Here is a 19,858-nt window from a genome sequence, read left to right as displayed (position 1 = left end):
TTTGCATATCTACCAGCGACAAATCCACAAAAACAATAATCGCCGCCCGACAACACTTTCCTTGTCGATATCGGGGATTGCCTGTACATGAAACTTCAGGAAAAGCCGATATCTATCGAGTCTTGAATATCAACTTTTCCCTTATGGAACAGGCGTCCAACAAAGCATGTTTTCTGACCTGCTGGACATATATCGCAAACGCGACCAACGGTATCCGAAGTGGTATTATGCCGCCCGCTAGTTGCTTTCAATTAATGGCACGGTGACTCCCACCGCAACATAGACCGAAGTTAACGATCACTTTCACCCGGTCGCCACGTTGAAGCATTGAACCGAACGGCAATATTTTAAGACAGAGATCCGCCAGCCCCCATGGCCGGTCTGCCCGCAGCGATCATCCATTGGCTCCATCCGCTATGCACGCCAGCCTCAAGTCAATCACCACATGGCCGCCCTCCCGGGAAAACGCACGCCGGTTCACCCTGACGCTGTGCATTTGCTCTGCGGCGGGCTGCGCGCTGACCTATGGCTTGTCGGCCCCGATGTCCCTCGGCCTGCTGCTGGTCAATGTCGCGGCCGCCGGTTGCGTGGCGGTGCAGTACCGGCTATCGCGCAAGTCGATCAAGTTTCAGCCCCAGGAACTGGCCGACCGCTTGCTGGAAGTCCAGGAAAACGAGCGCCATCGCCTCAGCCGGGAACTGCACGACGACATCGGCCAATTGCTGACCGCCGCCAAACTGCAGAGCGAATGGCTCAAGCGGCGCCTGCCGGACGACCTGCAGACTTCCTGCTCGGCGCTGTGCGACACCCTCGAAGAGACCCTGAACAAAGTGCGGGACGTGTCGGCCATCCTCAACCCGCGGCAATTGACCAGCCTGGGCCTGGAAGCCAGTCTGCGCGCCCACTTGCTCAAAACCCTGGGCAGCACGGCCATTCACTGGAGCCTGGACTGCCAGCAGCGCCTGAACGGCATTCCCGAGGAAATGGCGGTGGCCGCGTTCCGCATCACCCAGGAAGCCGTGACCAACATCCTGCGCCATGCGAACGCCAGCAACCTGCTGATCCGCATCCAGCGCTTGCCCCAAGGCCTCACCCTGATGATCAACGATGACGGCCAAGGGTTTTCGCCGGCGCAGAACCCCGGCCGCGAAGGGCAGCGTGGCATGGCGGGCATGTCCGAACGGATCGAACAGCTGGGCGGCAAACTGACCGTCACCAGCGAGCCAGGCAAAGGCACTCAAATCGAAGCACTTTTCCCCTGGGCGCCCCGCGCGCTTGAGCGGGCCAGCACCCATAAGGTTTTGCGTTGACTTGTAACTTACTCCTGGTGGATGACCACTCGCTGATCAGGGCCGGCGTGCGCGCTCTGGTGCTCGACATTCCCGGCTACGCCGTCATCGGCGAGGCCAGCGACGGCTCGCAGCTGCTCGAACTCGTCGAACGGCTGATTCCGGACATCGTGCTGCTGGACATCTCGATGAAGGAGACCGGCGGCCTGGAAGCCTTGCAGCAGCTCAAGCGGGTGCGCCCGCAAAGCAAGGTGCTGATCCTGTCGATGCACACCGATCCTGCGTTGATCATGCAGGCGCTGGAGTCCGGCGCCCACGGCTACCTGCTCAAGGACACCACCGCCACCGAGCTGGAACATGCCTTGGAGGCCCTGCGCAACAACGAGCGCTACCTGAGCCCGGCCATCGCCCACACGGTGATCAACCAGGCGCTGATCCGCACCCAGAAAAGCCAGCCCGAGACGACCGACACCCACAACCTGACGGCACGCCAGCTGGAGATCCTGCGACTGATCGTGAGGGGCAAGTCCACCCGGGAGATAGCCAACGGTCTGGGGCTGAGCATCAAGACCGTGGAGACCCACCGCTCACAGATCATGAAACGCCTGCAGATCTACGACGTGGCCGGCCTGGTGCTGTTCGCGGTGCGCGAGCAGATCATCAGCCTGGACGACTGACCCCCGTACCGCCCAGCAAGGGCGAGTCCTGCGGCAGGTGCACCCGCAACGCACCGGGGCGCGCCTCGAACCGCAGGTTGTCGCCCTCCAGCGGCTCGCCGTCGAGGTTGATGCACAGCCCCTCGGCGACCTTGATCTCGACCCAGGGCAGGCGGGCCCTGACGAACAGGTTGTCCAGACCGAAACCATCGCTGAGCAACGTCTTCAGCGTGCCCACCACCTCTTGCGGCGCCGGCAGGATGCCGATGTCCAGCAGTCCGTCGTCGACCACCGCCTGCGGGCACAGCACATGCCCGCCGCCAGCCTGCCGGCCGTTGCCGATGCCCAGCGCCAGCAGGTCGCCGCTCCAGCAGAAATCCGGCCCGTGCAGTTCGCCGTAGGCGGCATGCAGCTCACTGAACCGCGACAGTCCGGTGAACAGGTAAGCGGCGCCGCCGAGCACCTTCTTCAAGTCTTCCGACGTATTGGCGGTCACCTGGCTGCCGAAGCCGCCGGTGGCCATGTTGAGGAACACCTGCCCCCCCACTTCGCCCAGGTCGATGTCACACGCCGGCGCATCCAGCAAAGCCAAGGCCTGCGGCACTTCCAACGGAATGCCGGCGGCACGGGAAAAGTCATTGGCGGTGCCCAGCGGAAGCAGGACCAGGCTGGCCTTGCGCCCGTGGTTCGCCAATGCCTGCGCCACATCGCGCAAGGTGCCGTCCCCTCCGCCTGCGATGATCTGCGGGTAGCCGGCCTCCAGCGCCTCCTCCACGATCCGCCGCGCATCGCCGGCTTCCCACGTCAGGCGCACCGCCAGCGTCCAGCCGTCCTTGCGCCTGCCTTCTACGGCGGCACGCACCTGCTCGTTGAGTGCCTGTTTGCCATGCAATATCAAAAGCGCCTTGCGTTCACTCATGCCAGTTTCCCTCAGGACAGAGACGGTACAGGCCATGTTGACCATCATTGACGGCAAAAAATCTCGAATGCGTTCGGCGGGCCGGGAAGCTCACCGTTCCCGTCCTACAGCACAAAGATCTTTCTTACAAAACCTGAGGAATCGGCTCAATTGACCTGATTCCGGCAATGGGAGACCGTGTGCAGGCGGTATCAATCACCATCTGACCACAACACAAGGATGTGCATGAAATGAGCGTAGACACCTCATGGGCGCTTGAAGGGTTGGGCAACCTCAACGGTTGCGCAGGCGAGAACCAGGCAGAAGGCGGGCACTGTCATGTTGAGCCATGAAGCCAGAATGCCGTTGAGCCCTGTTTCCTCCCTCACCGAGAATCGACCCGGTCAGCAGAGCGAACAAAAGACCAACGACAGGAAAACCGGAGAGGCCGAAATGGAACCACGCGTCGTCGAACTGGAAACCCACCTCAAATACATCCGCCGGGACATGGACGAGATCCGTGATGACGTCAAATCCATCAAGCATCGATTGGCCTATTCCGCGGGAGCGACAGCGGTTGTGCTAGGGATGCTGGGATGGGTGGCCAACAGCCGGTTCGACCAGCTCGTATCGCTGCTGAGCCCTTTGATGTCCGGGTGAGTGCCAAGCCTTGCCTGCGACTTCGCACCCACCCGGAAAGATCAGGCCAACAGCTCGCTCAGGGGGATGAAGGACACTTCGTCTCCCTTGGACAGGGTGCGTCCTTCCATGACCTCCACGAGCCCTTCGGCCCACGCCGCACTGCGCAAAACGCCTGAGCTCTGGTTGCGGTAAATGATGGCACCGCCCTGATCGAGGCGGCCACGCAGATACTCGCGGCGGTTACCGGCCTGAGGCCAGTCGAACCGTGCGGGCACCCGGAACTTCAAGGGTGTGACATCCTGAACGCCTTGGCGCCGCAAGATGTAGGGCCGCGCCAGCAAGGCAAACGTCACCAGCGTCGAGGCCGGGTTTCCGGGCAGGCCAATCACGGGCACGCCCCGGAAATGGCCAAACGTCAGCGGTTTTCCAGGTTTGATCGCCAGCTTCCACAGCGCCAGTTCACCCTCTTCCCTCAAGGCGACCCCAAGGAAATCAGCCTCCCCCACCGAGACCCCGCCCGTGGACAGAATCAGATCGACATCCTGCAACTGCCCCAGACGCACGCGGGTGGCATCGAGGTCGTCCGGAAGAATGCCGGCATCGATCACCTCGCAACCCATGCGCTGCAACCAACTGCACAGCAGTACCCGGTTGCTGTTGTAGATCTGCCCCGGCCCCAGAGGCTGGCCAGGTTCGATCAGCTCGTCCCCCGTCGACACCACGGCGACACGCACCTTGCGCACGACATCCAGCCCGGCACACCCCAAGGACGCGGCGAGGCCCTGCTCAATCGGCCCGAGGCGGGTTCCTGCCGTGAGGATCAACTCGCCAGCAGTGGTTTCCTGGCCTTGGGGCCGGATGTTCTGCCCGGCCACCAGGGGTTCGAGGAAACGCACGCGCCCGTCGGCCTGGACCTCGCTGTTTTCCTGCATCTCCACGCAATCGGCACCGGCCGGCACGGGAGCCCCGGTGAAGATCCGTGCGCAGGTGCCGGGCTGCAAGGGGGCGGGCGCCTGCCCCGCGAACACCTTCTGACTGACCGGCAGGGGCTGCCCTGTCCAGTCGCTCAGGTTCAGGGCGTAACCGTCCATGGCGCTGTTGGGCCAGGGCGGCAGATCCAGCGTCGACACCAGATCGACGGCCAACACCCGCCCCTCCAGCTGCGCCAACGGCAAATGCTCGCGCTCGACGATCGGTGCGGCTTCGGCCATGTCCAGCAATCGCGCCAACGCCGTTTCCACGGGCATCAGGCTGCCGGTCTTGCCCGGCTTACCCGCGGGATTCACAAGGCACCGCCTGTTTCAGGTGAGGCACGAAGTTGCACGGGCGGTGCCGTGCGTCCAGTTGCTCCGCGAGAATGCCGTCCCAACCGGTGCGCACCGCATTGGTCGACCCCGGCAGGCAGCACACCAGCGTGCCATTGGCCAGGCCCGCCAGCGCCCGGGACTGCACGGTGGAGGTGCCGATGTCCGCCACCGAGATCTGACGGAACAGCTCGCCGAACCCGTCGACCTGCTTGTCGAGCAGGCACGCGACGGCCTCCGGGGTGCTGTCGCGACCGGTGAAGCCCGTGCCCCCGGTGATCAGCACCACCTGCACGACATCGTCGGCGATCCACCCGGCCACTTGCGCGCGAATTTTGTACAGGTCATCTTTGAGCAGCACCCGCTCGGCCAGACGATGGCCGGCCGCCGTCAGCCGATCGACGAAGACCTGGCCTGACGTGTCGGTTTCCAGGGTGCGGGTATCGCTGACAGTCAGCACCGCGATGTTGAGCGGTGCGAAAGGTACATCGGCCTTGGCTTTCATAGGCGCGTCCAGTTGTAGGAGAAACAGCCCGGTGTTATATCACAGCGCCCCCTTTTTCTGCCCCACCGGAGAGCCGCCATGAACACGAACCCACCATTGCCGCCCTGCTCCATCCTGTTGCTGGCCGGCGGGCGCGGTCAACGCATGGGCGGCCAGGACAAGGGGCTCGTGGAGTGGCTGGGCGAACCCCTGATCGCTCACCTGCAGCGCAAGGTGCGCCCGCTGACGGACGACCTGATCATCTCCTGCAACCGCAACCGGGAGCGCTATGCGCCATTCGCCGACCAATTGGTGACGGACGACGAAACCGGCTTTCCCGGCCCCCTGGCCGGCATCCGTTCGGGTCTGCAGGCCGCGCGCCACCCGCACCTGTTGGTGTTGCCCTGCGATGTGCCGGGCATTGACGCGGCATTGCTGCACGGCATGCGGGAAACCGCCGCACTGGATTCTGACAAACCTTTAATGTTGCACCATGACGGGCACTGGGAACCCCTGCTGTGCGTGATCCCCGTGAGCCTCTCGTCCGCCTTCGAGGCCGCCTGGGACGCGGGTGAGCGCAGTCCCGGCCGGGTGATGCGCCACCTCGGCGCCGTTGCCCTGCAATGCCCGGACAACGATCCCCGGCTGGCCAATCTCAACACGCCCGAACTGTTAAGCGCACATAACACTGTGTCAGACTGACGCCAAGCAAGGAACTTGCACGCCGTGCATACGTCTCAAGCTCAGTAACCAAAAGAATTTCCCTTCGGAGACAAACACATGACTCAACGGACCCTCGCCACTTTCATGCTCGCTCTGGGCCTGGCCACGCTTGCCGGCTGCGCTTCGCCGACCGTGATCACCCTGAATGACGGTCGCGAAATCCAGGCCGTCGACTCGCCCAAGTACGACAAGGACTCGGGCTTCTACGAGTTCGAACAGCTGGACGGCAAGCAGACCCGCATCAACAAGGATCAGGTGCGTACCGTCAAAGAGCTGTAAGCCTTCTGCACGGACACCGGATACAGAAAAGCCCGCATCATGCGGGCTTTTTCATGCCTGCCGGAAACATCCCCGGCAATGGTCACCACTGCAACGTGATGCGGCTTTCGAACTCGCGCTCCTGGCCCGTGACCGGGTCGATGAAGCGCAATCCCTGAGCCAACAACTTGAGCGGCTTGTCGTAATCGTCCTCGGCGTCAGCGTCGGCCGATACCTGCGGATAGAACGGATCGTTGCAGATGCTCGCGCCCAACGCCGTCATGTGCACGCGCAACTGATGCTTCTTGCCGGTCACCGGGAAAAGACTGTAGCGCCACAGGTCGCCGTTCTTTTCCCGCACCTGCACGAGGGTTTCCGAGTTGCAGGTGCCCTCGACCTCCTGGGTGCGGAAGAAAGGCACGCCATCGACCAGCCGGCTCTTGTGCACCAGCGGAAAGCTCAGCTGGGGCAAGGCCGGCGCAATCGCTTCATAGCGCTTTTCGATCTGCCGGGTCGGGAACAGCGATTGATACGCCGAACGGCTCTGCGGGTCGGCGGAAAAGATCACCAGTCCCGCCGTGTGGCGGTCGATGCGGTGCAGCGGCACCAGATGCGGATTGTCCAGACGCCGGATCAAGCGGCGCAGCAAGGTCTGCTCGACATAACCGCCAGACGGGATCACCGGCAGGAAATGCGGCTTGTCGACCACCACCAGATGGTCGTCGACATAGAGAATCGACTCCTGCACCGGAATCGGCTTCTCATCCGGCACCTCGCGGAAGTAATGGATCCGCAGCCCTTCCTTGTAAGGCAAGTCCACTGAAATCGGTCGGCCCTCGCCGTCGAGCACCCGACCACGGGCGATCCGGTCCAGCCACTGCTCGCGGCTGATGGCGCTGAAGCGCTCGCACAGGCAGTCGAGCACCGTCAGCCAGGCGCCGGGCGGCAGGTGAAGGGTGCTGGCCTGATGCCGGGCCGCGGTAAATGTTGATGTGGACATACGAAATTCGAACCCTCAATGCAGGCGCGCATTATCCAACAGGGAACGAAACGAACCTAGCGCCGATTCCGCAATCCGCCTCAGGCCGGCGCAGGCTCGGCGGCGGCCGCTTCGGTGAACTCCTTGAGCCAGCGCAACACGTCGACAGCCTCCCAACGACCCGGGTCGTACAAGGCGTACAGCAACCCCTGATAACCGACGACGTCCAGTTGCTTGTGGTACCCGGCCCGCTGGAACAGGGCCTCGATCTCGGCGAAGCAGGTGTTGAAATGCAGCTTGCTGAACGGCGTCTTGCCTTCCGTGACCAGTCCGTCCAGGCGCAGTTCGAGGACGGCCTCGCGCACCACGTCAACCGACATCCGGTTCACGCTGTTCTTCAACTGTTCGACATTGACCACGGCTCATCCCTCTGACGTCCGGTGCGCCTGCCGCTGCCCGAAAGGGACAAGGCATGGCGAATCCGCTCATTTACTGTATGCGCATACAGTATAGAAGCAAACGGAAATTGCCAAGGGACGTGTCGGCGAGCGCGACAAGCGGAACAAGCGCCAGGCAGGAACCCAACGCTAACCCAGGAACGCCACCACTTGATCGGCGCTGAACGGCCACCCCAGTTCGGCCCCGGTGTCCGTGCGGCGCAAGACGGGGATCCGCAGGCTGTAGGCCTCGAACCAGGACTCGTCGTCTGCGATGTCCACCAACTCGACCAGCAACCCGTTCTCGACGAAGGGCATCAACAGGGACTCGGCGACCTCGCACAGATGGCACCCCAGGGTGCCGAACAGCTGACATTCCGGAAGCATGTGCGCTCTTCCCAAAAAGTGAACGGACATTCTAGGCCGCCCCCGAAAACCCGTCGAGCCACCCTGACGGCAGCGCCCGCACATCGCCCCCGTCCGCCGATGCCCTGACACAGATCACGGCACCGAAATGCATTTCACCCGATGCTTCGATGTTTTTTGCCTCTACGCTTCAATGGCCCGCCCATCCGACCGGAGTGTTTCGTGTTCGCCAACCTGCTGATCATTCTTGCCTCATCCCTGCTGGTGATTGCCCTGTTCCGCCGCCTGCGCCTGCCACCGGTGCTGGGTTACCTGTGCGTGGGGCTGATGGTCGGCCCGACGGCGTTCGACTGGGTCAACGAAAGCGAACACCTGCCGGACCTGGCCGAACTGGGCGTGGTGTTCCTGCTGTTTTCCCTGGGCCTTGAGTTTTCCCTGTCGAAGATGATCGCCCTGCGCAACGTGGTGTTTCGCCTGGGCAGCCAGCAGGTGCTGTTCAGTGCGGCGCTGCTGGGCGGTGTCCTGATGTTGCTGGGCATGCACACCCTGCCGGCCTTGCTGCTGGGAGCGGGGCTGTCGCTGTCGTCCACGGCGATCGTCACCAAGGAGCTGGGCAGCCTGGGGGAAGTGTTCAGCAGCCATGGCCAGAATGCGGTGGGCGTGCTGCTGTTCCAGGACGTGGTGGCGGTGTTGCTGCTGACGCTGGTGCCGGCGTTCGCCGGGACCGGCGGGCAAGCCTGGTACTGGGCCTTGCCGCTCACGCTGCTCAAGACCGTGGTGCTGTTCTTCGGATTGCTGCTGGCCAGCCGCTGGCTGCTGCCGCGCCTGTTCCACGAGGTGGCCGCCTCACGCTCGGCCGAACTGTTCGTGCTGCTGGCCCTGGTGATCGTGCTGCTGACGGCATGGCTGACTCACTTGCTCGGCCTGTCCCCCGCCCTTGGCGCGTTCCTGGCCGGCATGCTGCTGGGCGAGAGCCACTACCGGCACCAGATCGAGGCCGACATCCGGCCGTTCCGCGACATCCTGCTGGGCCTGTTTTTCGTCAGCATCGGCATGCTCATCGACCTGCAGCTGTTCGCCAGCCACAGCCTGGCGATCCTCGGCCTGACCCTGGGCTTGCTGCTGATCAAGGGCTCGGTGGTGGCGGCGCTGGTGAAGTGGCGCGGCAGCGACAGCGAAACCGCCTGGCGCAGCGGTTTGGCGCTGGCCCAGGGCGGCGAGTTCTGCTTTGCGCTGATGGCCCAGATGCAACAGCACAGCCTGCTGCCCGACGGGCTCGGCGCCCTGCTGCTCGCCGCGACCTTCTGCTCGATGCTGCTCACGCCGCTGCTGCTGCGCGCCGCCCCGCGCATCGCCGCCCGCCTGCACCGCAAACCCAACCAGACCGCGCAGATCGAGGAAATCAGCGCCCTCAACGCCGGGTTCGACCGGCACGTGGTGATCTGCGGGTACGGCCGTGTCGGCCAGTCCATCGGCCGTTTCATGCGCAACGCCGGGCAACCCTACATTGCGCTGGACAACGATCCGGTGCGCGTTCAAGAGGCTGCCGCCACCGAGCGGGACGTGCATTACGGCGACTCCGCCCGCGGCGACCTGCTGACCGCCGTCGGCCTGCTGCGCGCCCGGCTGCTGGTGATTGCCGTGGATCAGAGCGACGTGGCGTTGCGGGTGCTCAAGGAGGCCCGGCGGCTCAACGCCGATGTGCCGATCCTGGTGCGCACCCGCGACGACAGCCAATGGGCGGAACTGAAGGCCGCCGGCGCCAACGAAGTGGTGCCGGAGCTGCTGGAGTCGAGCCTGATGCTCGCCTCGCACGCGTTGATCCTGCTGGGCCTGCCTGCGCACAAGGTGCAGGAGAAGGTCGATCAGGTGCGCATCGACCGCTATCGCCTGCTGCACGGGTTCTACCCCGGCAGCGAAGACGAAGAGACCTAGTCCTGACTGACCGCACCGATCTTGTGCAGCGACAGGTCCGCGCCGTAGTACTCCTGCTCCTGGGTCAGGCGCAGGCCATGCAGCGCGCGGATCGCCCCATAGACGGCGAACCCGCCGGCCAGCGCCACGACAACGCCCAGCGCCGTGCCGATCAGTTGGCTGGCGAGGCTGACGCCGCCGAGCCCGCCCAGCGCGCTCTGGCCGAAAATCCCGCAGGCCACCCCGCCCCACACGCCGCACAATCCGTGCAGGGGCCAGACGCCGAGCACGTCATCGATCCGCCATTTGACCTGGGCGGCGGTGAAGCACCATACGAACAGGGCGCCGGCGATCGCCCCGGTCGCCAGGGCGCCGACCGGGTGCATCAGGTCGGAACCGGCGCACACCGCCACCAGCCCGGCCAGCGGGCCGTTGTGCAGGAAGCCCGGGTCGTTGCGCCCGACGATCAGCGCCGCCACCGTGCCGCCGACCATCGCCATCAGCGAATTGACCGCCACCAGCCCGCTGACGCCTTGCAGGGTCTGCGCGCTCATCACGTTGAAGCCGAACCAGCCGACGATGAGGATCCACGACCCCAACGCCAGAAACGGAATGCTCGAAGGCGCGAACGCCACCAGGCGGCCGTCGCGGTAGCGGCCGTTGCGCGGGCCCAGCAACAGCACGGCCGCCAGCGCCAGCCAGCCGCCCACGGCATGCACCACCACGGAGCCGGCGAAGTCATGGAAGCCTGCGCCGAAGGTCGCGGCCAGCCAGGCCTGCAGGCCATAGTTGCCGTTCCAGACCATGCCCTCGAAGAACGGGTAGATGAACGCCGTGATCAGGGCCGTCGCGCACAGTTGCGGCACGAACCGCGCCCGCTCCGCGATGCCACCGGATATGATCGCCGGAATGGCCGCCGCGAACGTCAGCAGGAAGAAGAACTTGACCAGCCCGTAGCCGTGATCGGCGCTGAGCACCGCCGCCGGCTGGAGAAAGGTCACGCCGTAGGAAATCCAATAGCCTATAAAGAAATAGGCCAGGGTCGAGACCGCAAAGTCGCTGAGAATCTTCGACAATGCGTTGACCTGGTTCTTCTGGCGGACCGTGCCGACCTCCAGAAACGCGAACCCGGCGTGCATGGCCAGCACCATGACCGCGCCGATCAGAATGAACAACGTGTTGGAGCTGTGAACCAGCGTGTCCACAGCGCTTTGCAGATTTTCCATGAGGAGGCAGACCCAAGGCTGAAAATGGCACCAAAGCGGTTCACGCGGGCATTTCTTGCACCAAGTTGCGCCCGGCGGGTCCTCGAACCGAAGGTTCATGAACCGTATTGGCGCACCTGGCCGATGTCCTGACACAAACCGTTATCATCCGGGCCGGGTTTTCCCGGCTCCGCGCCCGGCAACAGCGCACAGCGGCCGGATCGCGCACCACGACACAGCAAGAGTTGTACCAGCCGATTGCGCTGAACCTTCGCGCAAGGCCCATACTCGAACGCTTCAGAAAGCCACTAACGGAGATTCCCCATGGCCGGCACCAAGGCAAAGACTGCTCAAGAGATCCTGATGGACGATTTCCAGACCCTGGTCAGCGACACCGAACGCTTGCTCGAACACACCGCGACCCTCGCCGGCGACCAGGCCGACGAGTTGCGCGCACAGATCCACGAAAGCCTGCTGCGTGCCCGGGAGACCCTCCGACTCACCGAAGACACCCTGCGCGAACGCGGTCAGGCAGCGGTCGCCGCCACCGAGGAATACGTGTCGGCCAACCCTTGGCAATCGGTGGGCATCGCCGCCGGCGTCGGCTTCCTGCTTGGCCTGCTGGCCACGCGGCGCTGATCATGTCGATCGGTGAATCCGGCCCGTCCTCCACGGGAACAAGCTCCTCCACGCGGCGTCTGGGCGCCGCCTTCCTTGGCCTGCTGCACAGTCACGTCGAGCTGTTCGGCATCGAACTGCAAGAGCAGAAGGCGCGCACCGTCAGCCTGCTGCTGTTCGCCGGCCTGGCCCTGGTGTTCGCGCTGCTGTTGCTGGTGGGCCTGTCGGCGCTGGTGCTGATCGTGCTCTGGGACACCTATCGCCTGGCCGCGATCATCGGCCTGTGCGTGTTCTATGCCCTGGCGGCGATCTTCTGCGCGTTGCGTCTGAAGGCGGCCGTCTTCGATGAATCCTCGCCCTTCCACGGCACCCTGGAAGAACTGGCCAACGACCGGGAGCGCCTGCTGCCATGAGCCTGCCTGAACTTCCGCGCAACAGCTCGCGCCAGGAAATGCGCAAGGCCCTCATCCGCCTGCGCATGGAGATGCATCGCCAGGAGATCCGCCACGAAGCCGGCCAGGTGCTGCAGCCGCTGCAGCGCATGCGCGGGATGACGCAAAACCTGCAGGACGGTTTCGGCATCAAGCATGCGCCGCTTTGGGGCATCGCCGCCGTCACGCTGCTCGGCTTCCTCACCGGCAAAGGCGCCAAGGGCGGCGGCGTCGGCGGATTGAGCCGCCTGGTCCGTCTGGGCACCGCGCTCGGGCCGCTGATCCGGCTGGTGATGCAGAGCGCCAACAAGCGCTGACCCGCTGTCTGGCTGCATTCTTGCAACGGCGCCGGGACCGGACTCCGCAGCCTGGAGCTCCGGCCCTGCCCGCCTCCCCGGCGGGCATCCGAACCCGAACAAGAATGACTAAGGAGGCCCCGTGATCGACGGGCAACCGCTCGCCTGCTTTCAGCCTTTCATCGATACCGCCACCGGACGCATCGCAGGCGTTGAGGCACTGGGGCGTCTGCGCCAGGCCGATGGCCGACTGACCTCGGTCGGGCCGCTGTTCGCCGACCCGCGCACTCCCGCCATCGCCCTGCGGCGCCTCGACCGGCAGATCCGCGACAACGCCCTGAGCCGCCTGCACGAAGCGCCGGCGGACTGGTTCCTGAGCCTGAACATGTCGCCGCGCTGGATCAGCCGCCTGCGCCCCGAGCAAGCCTTGCCCAGCCTCAAGCAACTGGCCCGGCACGGCGTCGATGCGCAGCGCATCGTCTTCGAGATCACGGAGCTGGGCGGCAACAGCCAGCGTCTGGCGCAAGTCGTCGCCCGCTATCGCGACGCCGGGGCACGCATCGCCATCGACGATTTCGGCGCCGGCCATTCGCAGCTCGACCGGGTGCTGGCCCTGCAGCCGGACATCCTCAAGCTCGACATGCGCCTGTTCCAGGCCGCTGCGCTCGGCGGGCCCAGCAGCGATGTGGTCAAGGCCCTGGCCCAGATGGCCGAGAAGACCGGTTGCCGGATCATCGCCGAAGGGGTGGAGACCGAGGCCCAGCTCAACTACGCGTTGGAGTGCGGTTCGCGCTATGTGCAGGGCTACCTGTTCGCCAAGGCGCAGGAAGCGTTTTTCGAGGCGGACGCCTTCGTCCAGCGCTTCGCGGCGCTGCGTCAGTGTTATGTGCGGCAGAAGCTGGACGAGCGCAGCCGGTTGATGGAGATGCGCCGGCAACTGGCCGAATGGATGGCGACCCTGCAAGCCTGGGCCGGGGCCGGCGCACCGGTCAGCGCCCTGCCGCAGCCGCAGGCCTTTCCCTGGCTGCTGCGGTTCTACCAATGCGACCGCCAAGGCACGCAACTGACGCCGAACCTGGAATGGCGCCACGGCGCCTGGACGGCCGACGACCGCTACGTGGGCCACAACTGGTCGTGGCGGCCGTACTTCCATCACTTGCTGGCCGAGGGCCGGGAAGAGCGGCGCCTGATCCTGTCCGACACCTACCGCGACGCCACAAGCAACCAGTATTGCCTCACCGCCGGGCAGTTCTTCGACGACGGCGAACGCCTGCTGCTGATCGACATCGACGCTGCCGGACTCTAGCCGGGCTTGCGCAGGCCTGCCCGAACCGGGAAGCTAGGCCATCACTCATCCGATGGAGAGCCCCCGCCTTGGATTGGCACACCCTGCTCAACCGCGAACGCCTCGGCAAACCGCTGCACAGTCCGCAGGAACTGGGCCGCAGCCCGTTCCACAAGGATCACGACCGCATCATCTTCTCCGGCGCCTTCCGCCGCCTGGGGCGCAAGACGCAGGTGCACCCGGTGTCGAGCAACGACCACATCCACACGCGCCTGACCCATTCGCTGGAAGTCAGCTGCGTCGGGCGCTCGCTGGGCATGCGCGTGGGCGAAACCCTGCGCGGCGCCCTGCCCGAATGGTGCGAACCGAGCGACCTGGGCATGGTGGTGCAATCGGCTTGCCTGGCCCACGACATCGGCAACCCGCCGTTCGGCCACTCCGGCGAGGACGCCATCCGCCACTGGTTCCAGCAGGCCGCCGGACGCGGCTGGCTGGATGCGATGAGCGAGGCCGAACGGGGCGACTTCCTCAACTTCGAGGGCAACGCCCAGGGTTTCCGCGTGTTGACGCAACTGGAGTACCACCAGTTCGACGGCGGCACCCGACTGACCTACGCCACCCTCGGCACTTACCTGAAGTACCCGTGGACCGCCCGGCACGCGGACTCCCTGGGCTACAAGAAGCACAAGTTCGGCTGCTATCAGAGCGAACTGCCCCTGCTGGAGCAGATCGCCCACAAGCTCGGCCTGCCGCAGCTCGAGGAACAGCGTTGGGCCCGCCACCCGCTGGTGTACCTGATGGAGGCCGCGGACGACATCTGCTATGCGCTGATCGATCTGGAAGACGGCCTGGAGATGGATCTGCTGGACTACGCCGAAGTCGAGTCCCTGCTGCTGGGCCTGGTGGGCGACGACCTGCCGGAAACCTATCGCCTGCTCGGCCCCCAGGATTCGCGGCGGCGCAAGCTGGCGATCCTGCGCGGCAAGGCCATCGAACACTTGACCAACGCCGCGGCCCGGGCCTTCGTCGAACAGCAGGACGCCCTGCTCGCCGGCACCCTGCACGGGGATCTGGTGGAGCACATGCACGGCCCGGCCAAACGCTGCGTGCTGAACGCCAAGGACATCGCCCGCAAGAAGATCTTTCAGGACAAGCGCAAGACCCTGCACGAGATCGGCGCCTACACCACGCTGGAGATTCTGCTCAACGCGTTCTGCGGGGCGGCGCTGGAACAGCACAACGGCCGCACCCCGTCCTTCAAGAGCCGGCGCATCCTCGACCTGCTGGGCAACAACGCGCCGGATCCGCGCGGCCCGCTGCACACCTCGTTCCTGCGCATGATCGACTTCATCGCCGGCATGACCGACAGCTACGCCAGCGACATGGCGCTGGAGATGACCGGTCGCTCCAGCCATTGACCCGGACGCCAGAACGGCCGCCCCGCCGACCGTTCTGGCAAACCGGCACCCTGGCGGGGTTGCCGAGAGATGAAGGACATTTAAACAACCGTCCCCACCGCCGCCCCGGCCCGAACCGCGCGCTCTGGAGCGGGGAAAAACAAATGGGCGCAGGCCGTTAAAACTTAGAGTAAACAGTGGAGGGCGATTTACTCTTCCTTACTCCACACCCAGCCCAACAGTAGTCGCATTCCCTTTTAAATGTAGGAATATTCCTATATTGCCGTTAGAGCCAAGTCAGTCCCTGCGGGCGCTTATTCATCTGAGCTAATGTGCGCGCTTTATTCGTGCTTGCATGGGACTTGAATATGAACTCCGTTTTTATTGTCGACGATCACCCGGTCATCCGTCTTGCCGTTCGCATGTTGCTGGAACATGAAGGCTACAAAGTCGTCGGTGAAACCGATAACGGGGTCGATGCCATGCAGATGGTGCGTGAATGCATGCCCGACCTGATCATTCTCGACATCAGCATTCCCAAGCTGGACGGGCTGGAGGTCCTCGCACGCTTCAACGCCATGGGTTCGCCCCTGAAGACACTGGTGCTGACGGCCCAATGCCCGACCCTCTTCGGCATCCGCTGCATGCAGTCGGGGGCCTCGGGCTACGTCTGCAAACAGGAAGACCTGAGTGAACTGGTGAGTGCGATCAAGGCCGTGCTGTCGGGTTACAACTACTTTCCCAGCCAAGCGTTGAATCCGGTGCGCAATGACGATGTCCGTTATGCCGAACTGGAACTGTTCAAGTCCGTCAACGACCGCGAACTGATGGTATTGCAGTTGTTTGCCCAAGGCCGGACAAACAAGGAAATCGCCAAGGGCATGTTTCTGAGCAACAAGACCGTCAGCACCTATAAAAAACGCCTGATGCAAAAACTCAAGGCCCGGTCTCTGGTGGAACTTATCGAAATGGCCAAACGCAACGCACTAGTATGAGAGCCCGCATGCCCAGCCGACTCCTGTACACACTGACGACCTGGTGCGCCGGCCTGTGCCTGGCCGCGCTCGCGTTCGTCGCGTTCGCCTCGCCGCCGCACTACGTCCTGCTCAGCCGCGCGACGCACATGGCGCCGCCGACCGCCCTGGACGCCATGCAGCGGCAATGGCTGCAGACCCGCAAAGCCCTGGTCCTGGGCACTTCCGCCCCGGACTACCCGCCGTTCGACATGACCTCCAGCGGCCGCGACTACGAAGGGCTCTCCGCCGACTACGCAGGCCTGCTGGGCCAGGCCACCGGCCTGCCGGTGCAGATCCGCCATTACGCCTCGCGGGACGAGGCGGTGCAGGCACTGGTCGACGGCGAGGTCGACCTGCTGGGCACCGCCAACGGTTTCGAAGCCGCCAACCCCGACGTGGTGCTCTCCACGCCCTACGCCATCGACCAGCCGGTGCTGGTCACCCGCGAGGGCGAAACCCGATCGCTGGCCGACGGACTTGCCGGGCTGCGGCTGAGCATGGTCTATCACTACCTGCCGCTCGACGAGGTCAAGGCGCTCTACCCCAAGGCCATCCTCACGGTCTACCCGTCGTACCAGAATGCCCTCAACGCCGTGGCGTTCGACCAGGCCGACGTGTTTCTCGGCGACACGGTCTCCACCCATTACATGATCAACAAGGGCTACCTGAACAACATCCGCATGGCCAACTTCGGCAAGCACGAAGCCCACGGGTTCAGCTTTGCCGTCCACCGCAACAACCCACAGCTGCTGAGCATCGTCGATACGGTGCTCAAGGCCGTGCCCGGCAGCGAACGGACGAACATCGCCAAGCGCTGGAGCGCCGGCAGCGACATCCTGCTCACCGACCGCAAACTGCAACTGACCCGGCGTGAAGAGGACTGGCTCAAGCGCCACCCGGTGGTGCGCGTGGTGGTCAACGAAGCCTTCGCCCCGCTGACGTTCTTCGACAGCGACGGCAACCTGCGCGGGATCTCCGCCGACCTGCTCGAACTCATCCGCCTGCGTACCGGCCTGCGCTTCGACATCCGCCGCGGCCGCAGCGACAGCGACATGATCGGCCAGCTCGAGAACGATCAGGCCGACCTGATCGCCGCGCTGCTGCCCAGCGCCAAACGCGAACGGCACCTGAGCTTCAGCCGCCCGTACCTGGAGAACTCCCACGTCCTGCTGACCCGCAAGGCCGCCGACAGCCCCACCCACCCGGGGCAACTGAAGGGCCGCTCGGTGTCGATCGCCCAGGGCAATCCGATGATCGACTACCTGCGCCGCGAGTTCCCGCGCATCAATCTCGTCGAGACGCCGGACACTTTCAGCGCCGTGGCGATGCTGGCCGGCGGGCAGGTCGACGGCGCGGTGACCTCGCTGATGATCGCCAACTACTTCATCTCGTCGCGGATCTTCGAGCACCGGCTGCAGATCACCACGACCCTCGGCACGCGCCAGGCCGCGTTCTCCCTGGCCACCACCCACGCCAACCCGGAACTGGTGGCGATCCTCGACAAGGCGCTGCTGAGCATCTCGCCCGAGGAGCTCGGCATCATCAACAGCCGCTGGCGCGGCTATTCGGAAGCCTCCCAGGGCGCCTGGCGCGACTACCGGCGCCTGTTCTACCAGGTGGCGACCGGCGCCTGCCTGCTCCTGCTGCTGTCGCTGGCCTGGAATGCCTACATGCGGCGCCAGATCAAACAGCGCCAGGCCGCCGAACGGGCCCTGAACGACCAATACGAGTTCATGCGCTCGCTGGTCGACGGCACCCCCCATCCGATCTACGTGCGCGACCGCAACGGGTTGCTGCAAAGCTGCAACGACAGCTACCTCAAGGCATTCAACGCCAGGCGCGAAGACGTGATCGGCAAAAGCGTCATGCACAGCGCCCAGGGCAACGCCTTCGAGGCCCAGGCCTATCAGGCGGACTACCGCCGGGTGCTGGCGGAAGGCAAGCCGCTGATCCAGGACCGTCCGCTGCACATCGGCGGGCGGCGCCTGACCATCTACCACTGGATCCTGCCCTACCGCGATTCCAGCGGTGATGTCCGGGGCATCATCGGCGGCTGGATCGACATCAGCGAGCGGCGTCGCCTGCTGGACGAACTGCGCACGGCCAAGGAACAGGCCGACAACGCCAACCGGGCCAAAAGCACCTTTCTGGCGACCATGAGCCACGAGATCCGCACCCCGATGAACGCGGTGATCGGCATGCTCGAACTGACGCTCGAACGCCTGGACGCGCATCACCCGGACCGCTCGTCCATCGAGACGGCCTACCGCTCGGCCCGGGATCTGCTGGGCCTGATCGGCGACATTCTCGACATCGCCCGGATCGAGTCCGGGCGCCTGAGCCTGAGCCCCGAATGGGTCGGCCTGGTGGAGACGGTCAGTTCGGTGACGAGGATCTTCGATGGCCTGGCCCGCCAGAAGAAGCTCGCCCTGCAACTGACGGTCAATCCGCCCGGACTGGCGGTGGATGTGTACCTGGATCCGCTGCGTTTCAAGCAGATCCTGTCCAACCTGATCAGCAACGCCATCAAGTTCACCGACGCCGGGCAGATCCACGTCACCCTCGACCTGCCGGATGCCGACGGGCCCGAACGGCCGATCATGCAATTGACCGTTCAGGACAGCGGCGTCGGCATCAGCGCCGCAGACCAGCAGCGGCTGTTCACGCCGTTCGCCCAGGCCGACCACGGCCTGCAGAGCCACGGCGGCGCCGGGCTGGGGCTGGTGATCAGCCGCAGCCTGTGCGAAATGATGGAAGGCCGGCTGCAGCTCAACAGCCAGCCCGGTGTCGGCACGCAGGTCAGCGTCTCCCTGCCGCTGGAGGCCCGCCCCGCCAGCCCCGTCGCCCAGCGCTGCGATGAACCGGTACGGCGCGCCGGTGCGCCCCTGAACGTGCTGGTGGTGGATGACCATCCCGCCAACCGCCTGCTGATGTGCCAGCAACTGGAATTCCTCGGCCATGCCTACAGCGTTGCCGAGGAAGGCCAAAGCGCCCTGGAGCTCTGGAAGGCCGGCCGTTTCGATCTGGTGATCGCCGACTGCAACATGCCGGTCATGAACGGCTACGAATTGACGCAGGCCATCCGTCGGCTTGAGCGCCAGACCCGGCGCCCGCCCTGCAAGGTGCTGGGGTTCACCGCCAACGCCCAGCCCGAAGAGCTGCAACGCTGCCGGCAGGCAGGCATGGACGATTGCCTGTTCAAGCCCCTGAGCCTGAGCGTCCTCAGCCAATGGGTGGACGGCATCACGCCTGCCGCGCCTGCTGCGGTCACGGCGCCGGCGCTCAGCCTTCAAGGGCTCAAGCCGTTGACGGGCGGCAATCCGTCCCAGACGCAACGCTTGCTCGCAGAGCTGCTCAACAGCAACCGTCTGGATCGCGAGCAGATGCAGGCGTTGGCCGCAACCGCCGACCGCGAAGCGCTGGCCGTGCTCGCCCACAAGATCAAGGGCGCTGCACGCATCGTCCAGGCCGGCTGCGTGATCGACTGCTGCGAGGCGTTGGAGCAGGCCTGCGCGCAAGCGTTGCCGGCCACGGAGATCCGCCTTTGCTGCCGGCGCAGCGACCGTGCCCTGCTCGAACTGGACCGGGCGCTGCAGCAGCAACTGGATCGGCTCGCGTGCGGCAGAACGGTCGAGCCTTAACTATGCTTGAGCGCTGAGC

General features: G+C 64.8%; 20 protein-coding genes. 13 read left to right on the top strand and 7 right to left on the bottom strand.

All coding sequences use genetic code 11. The features are described 5' to 3' along the window. Positions 1-416 precede the first annotated feature (416 nt). Positions 417-1,310, top strand: a complete 894-nt coding sequence (locus KVG96_RS05815; RefSeq protein ID WP_217892443.1) for a sensor histidine kinase — start codon at positions 417-419, stop codon at positions 1,308-1,310. Further along, on the top strand, positions 1,307-1,966 hold the full coding sequence (locus KVG96_RS05810) for a response regulator transcription factor (RefSeq protein ID WP_085577942.1): 660 nt from the start codon (positions 1,307-1,309) through the stop codon (positions 1,964-1,966). Before KVG96_RS05815 ends, KVG96_RS05810 begins: the two co-directional genes overlap by 4 nt. Here the strand turns inward: KVG96_RS05810 and yegS are convergent. Next, positions 1,950-2,864 carry a lipid kinase YegS gene (gene yegS / locus KVG96_RS05805; protein ID WP_217891180.1) on the bottom strand — a complete coding sequence of 305 codons (915 nt, stop codon included), beginning with the start codon at positions 2,862-2,864 and terminating at the stop codon, positions 1,950-1,952. The two genes, KVG96_RS05810 and yegS, sit on opposite strands and share 17 nt — an antisense overlap. Before the next feature lie 318 nt (positions 2,865-3,182). On the opposite strand from yegS, the gene KVG96_RS05800 reads away from it, so the two are divergent. Next, positions 3,183-3,503: a hypothetical protein gene (locus KVG96_RS05800; RefSeq protein ID WP_217891179.1), complete on the top strand. Its 321-nt coding sequence runs from the start codon at positions 3,183-3,185 to the stop codon at positions 3,501-3,503. A 41-nt stretch (positions 3,504-3,544) separates the two neighbouring features. On the opposite strand, the gene KVG96_RS05795 is transcribed toward KVG96_RS05800, so the two are convergent. Beyond that, positions 3,545-4,771 carry a molybdopterin molybdotransferase MoeA gene (locus KVG96_RS05795; protein WP_217891178.1) on the bottom strand — a complete coding sequence of 409 codons (1,227 nt, stop codon included), beginning with the start codon at positions 4,769-4,771 and terminating at the stop codon, positions 3,545-3,547. Beyond that, on the bottom strand, positions 4,755-5,294 hold the full coding sequence (gene moaB / locus KVG96_RS05790) for a molybdenum cofactor biosynthesis protein B (RefSeq protein WP_085577945.1): 540 nt from the start codon (positions 5,292-5,294) through the stop codon (positions 4,755-4,757). The genes KVG96_RS05795 and moaB overlap by 17 nt, the downstream gene beginning before the upstream one ends. Before the next feature lie 78 nt (positions 5,295-5,372). Here moaB and mobA point away from each other — a divergent pair, with 78 nt between their 5' ends. Beyond that, positions 5,373-5,975 (top strand): molybdenum cofactor guanylyltransferase MobA, encoded by a 603-nt coding sequence (gene mobA / locus KVG96_RS05785; RefSeq protein WP_217891177.1) that lies wholly within the window; start codon positions 5,373-5,375, stop codon positions 5,973-5,975. 78 nt (positions 5,976-6,053) lie between these two features. Then, positions 6,054-6,275, top strand: a complete 222-nt coding sequence (locus tag KVG96_RS05780; protein WP_085710733.1) for a YgdI/YgdR family lipoprotein — start codon at positions 6,054-6,056, stop codon at positions 6,273-6,275. 82 nt (positions 6,276-6,357) lie between these two features. On the opposite strand, the gene KVG96_RS05775 is transcribed toward KVG96_RS05780, so the two are convergent. The 3 genes from KVG96_RS05775 to KVG96_RS05765 all read right to left on the bottom strand — a co-directional run bounded on the left by KVG96_RS05775 (position 6,358) and on the right by KVG96_RS05765 (position 8,057). Continuing rightward, positions 6,358-7,254 carry a pseudouridine synthase gene (locus KVG96_RS05775; protein WP_217891176.1) on the bottom strand — a complete coding sequence of 299 codons (897 nt, stop codon included), beginning with the start codon at positions 7,252-7,254 and terminating at the stop codon, positions 6,358-6,360. Positions 7,255-7,334: 80 nt separating this feature from the next. Continuing rightward, positions 7,335-7,652: a transcriptional regulator gene (locus KVG96_RS05770; RefSeq protein WP_217891175.1), complete on the bottom strand. Its 318-nt coding sequence runs from the start codon at positions 7,650-7,652 to the stop codon at positions 7,335-7,337. A gap of 168 nt (positions 7,653-7,820) precedes the next feature. Then, positions 7,821-8,057 (bottom strand): glutaredoxin family protein, encoded by a 237-nt coding sequence (locus tag KVG96_RS05765; protein ID WP_217891174.1) that lies wholly within the window; start codon positions 8,055-8,057, stop codon positions 7,821-7,823. A 201-nt stretch (positions 8,058-8,258) separates the two neighbouring features. Between KVG96_RS05765 and KVG96_RS05760 the strand changes: the two genes are divergently transcribed. Then, positions 8,259-9,971, top strand: coding sequence for a cation:proton antiporter (locus KVG96_RS05760; RefSeq protein WP_217891173.1), 1,713 nt, complete (start codon positions 8,259-8,261; stop codon positions 9,969-9,971). On the opposite strand, the gene KVG96_RS05755 is transcribed toward KVG96_RS05760, so the two are convergent. Next, positions 9,968-11,176 (bottom strand): ammonium transporter, encoded by a 1,209-nt coding sequence (locus KVG96_RS05755; RefSeq protein ID WP_217891172.1) that lies wholly within the window; start codon positions 11,174-11,176, stop codon positions 9,968-9,970. The two genes, KVG96_RS05760 and KVG96_RS05755, sit on opposite strands and share 4 nt — an antisense overlap. 303 nt (positions 11,177-11,479) lie before the next feature. On the opposite strand from KVG96_RS05755, the gene KVG96_RS05750 reads away from it, so the two are divergent. From KVG96_RS05750 to KVG96_RS05720, 7 genes are all read left to right on the top strand, one after another. Continuing rightward, positions 11,480-11,794 (top strand): ElaB/YgaM/YqjD family protein, encoded by a 315-nt coding sequence (locus KVG96_RS05750; protein ID WP_217891171.1) that lies wholly within the window; start codon positions 11,480-11,482, stop codon positions 11,792-11,794. A gap of 2 nt (positions 11,795-11,796) precedes the next feature. Further along, positions 11,797-12,186, top strand: a complete 390-nt coding sequence (locus KVG96_RS05745; protein WP_085577954.1) for a phage holin family protein — start codon at positions 11,797-11,799, stop codon at positions 12,184-12,186. Beyond that, positions 12,183-12,521 carry a hypothetical protein gene (locus KVG96_RS05740; RefSeq protein ID WP_217891170.1) on the top strand — a complete coding sequence of 113 codons (339 nt, stop codon included), beginning with the start codon at positions 12,183-12,185 and terminating at the stop codon, positions 12,519-12,521. Before KVG96_RS05745 ends, KVG96_RS05740 begins: the two co-directional genes overlap by 4 nt. A gap of 121 nt (positions 12,522-12,642) precedes the next feature. Continuing rightward, the gene (locus KVG96_RS05735; protein WP_217891169.1) at positions 12,643-13,806 is read left to right on the top strand and encodes an EAL domain-containing protein; all 1,164 of its coding nucleotides are present in this window, start codon (positions 12,643-12,645) and stop codon (positions 13,804-13,806) included. A gap of 68 nt (positions 13,807-13,874) precedes the next feature. Further along, positions 13,875-15,203, top strand: coding sequence for a deoxyguanosinetriphosphate triphosphohydrolase (locus KVG96_RS05730; RefSeq protein ID WP_217891168.1), 1,329 nt, complete (start codon positions 13,875-13,877; stop codon positions 15,201-15,203). A gap of 347 nt (positions 15,204-15,550) precedes the next feature. Further along, a complete protein-coding gene (locus KVG96_RS05725) occupies positions 15,551-16,177 on the top strand; it encodes a response regulator transcription factor (protein WP_085577958.1) in 627 nt (208 codons plus the stop codon). Positions 16,178-16,185: 8 nt separating this feature from the next. After that, complete coding sequence (locus KVG96_RS05720; RefSeq protein ID WP_217891167.1) at positions 16,186-19,839, top strand: transporter substrate-binding domain-containing protein; 3,654 nt, start codon at positions 16,186-16,188, stop codon at positions 19,837-19,839. Positions 19,840-19,858: the final 19 nt, after the last annotated feature.

The organism is Pseudomonas ekonensis, assembly GCF_019145435.1.
Classification (GTDB): Bacteria; Pseudomonadota; Gammaproteobacteria; order Pseudomonadales; family Pseudomonadaceae; genus Aquipseudomonas; species Aquipseudomonas ekonensis.
Note: the sequence above shows the minus strand (reverse complement) of the source record. Positions and strands in the feature narration are given on the sequence as shown.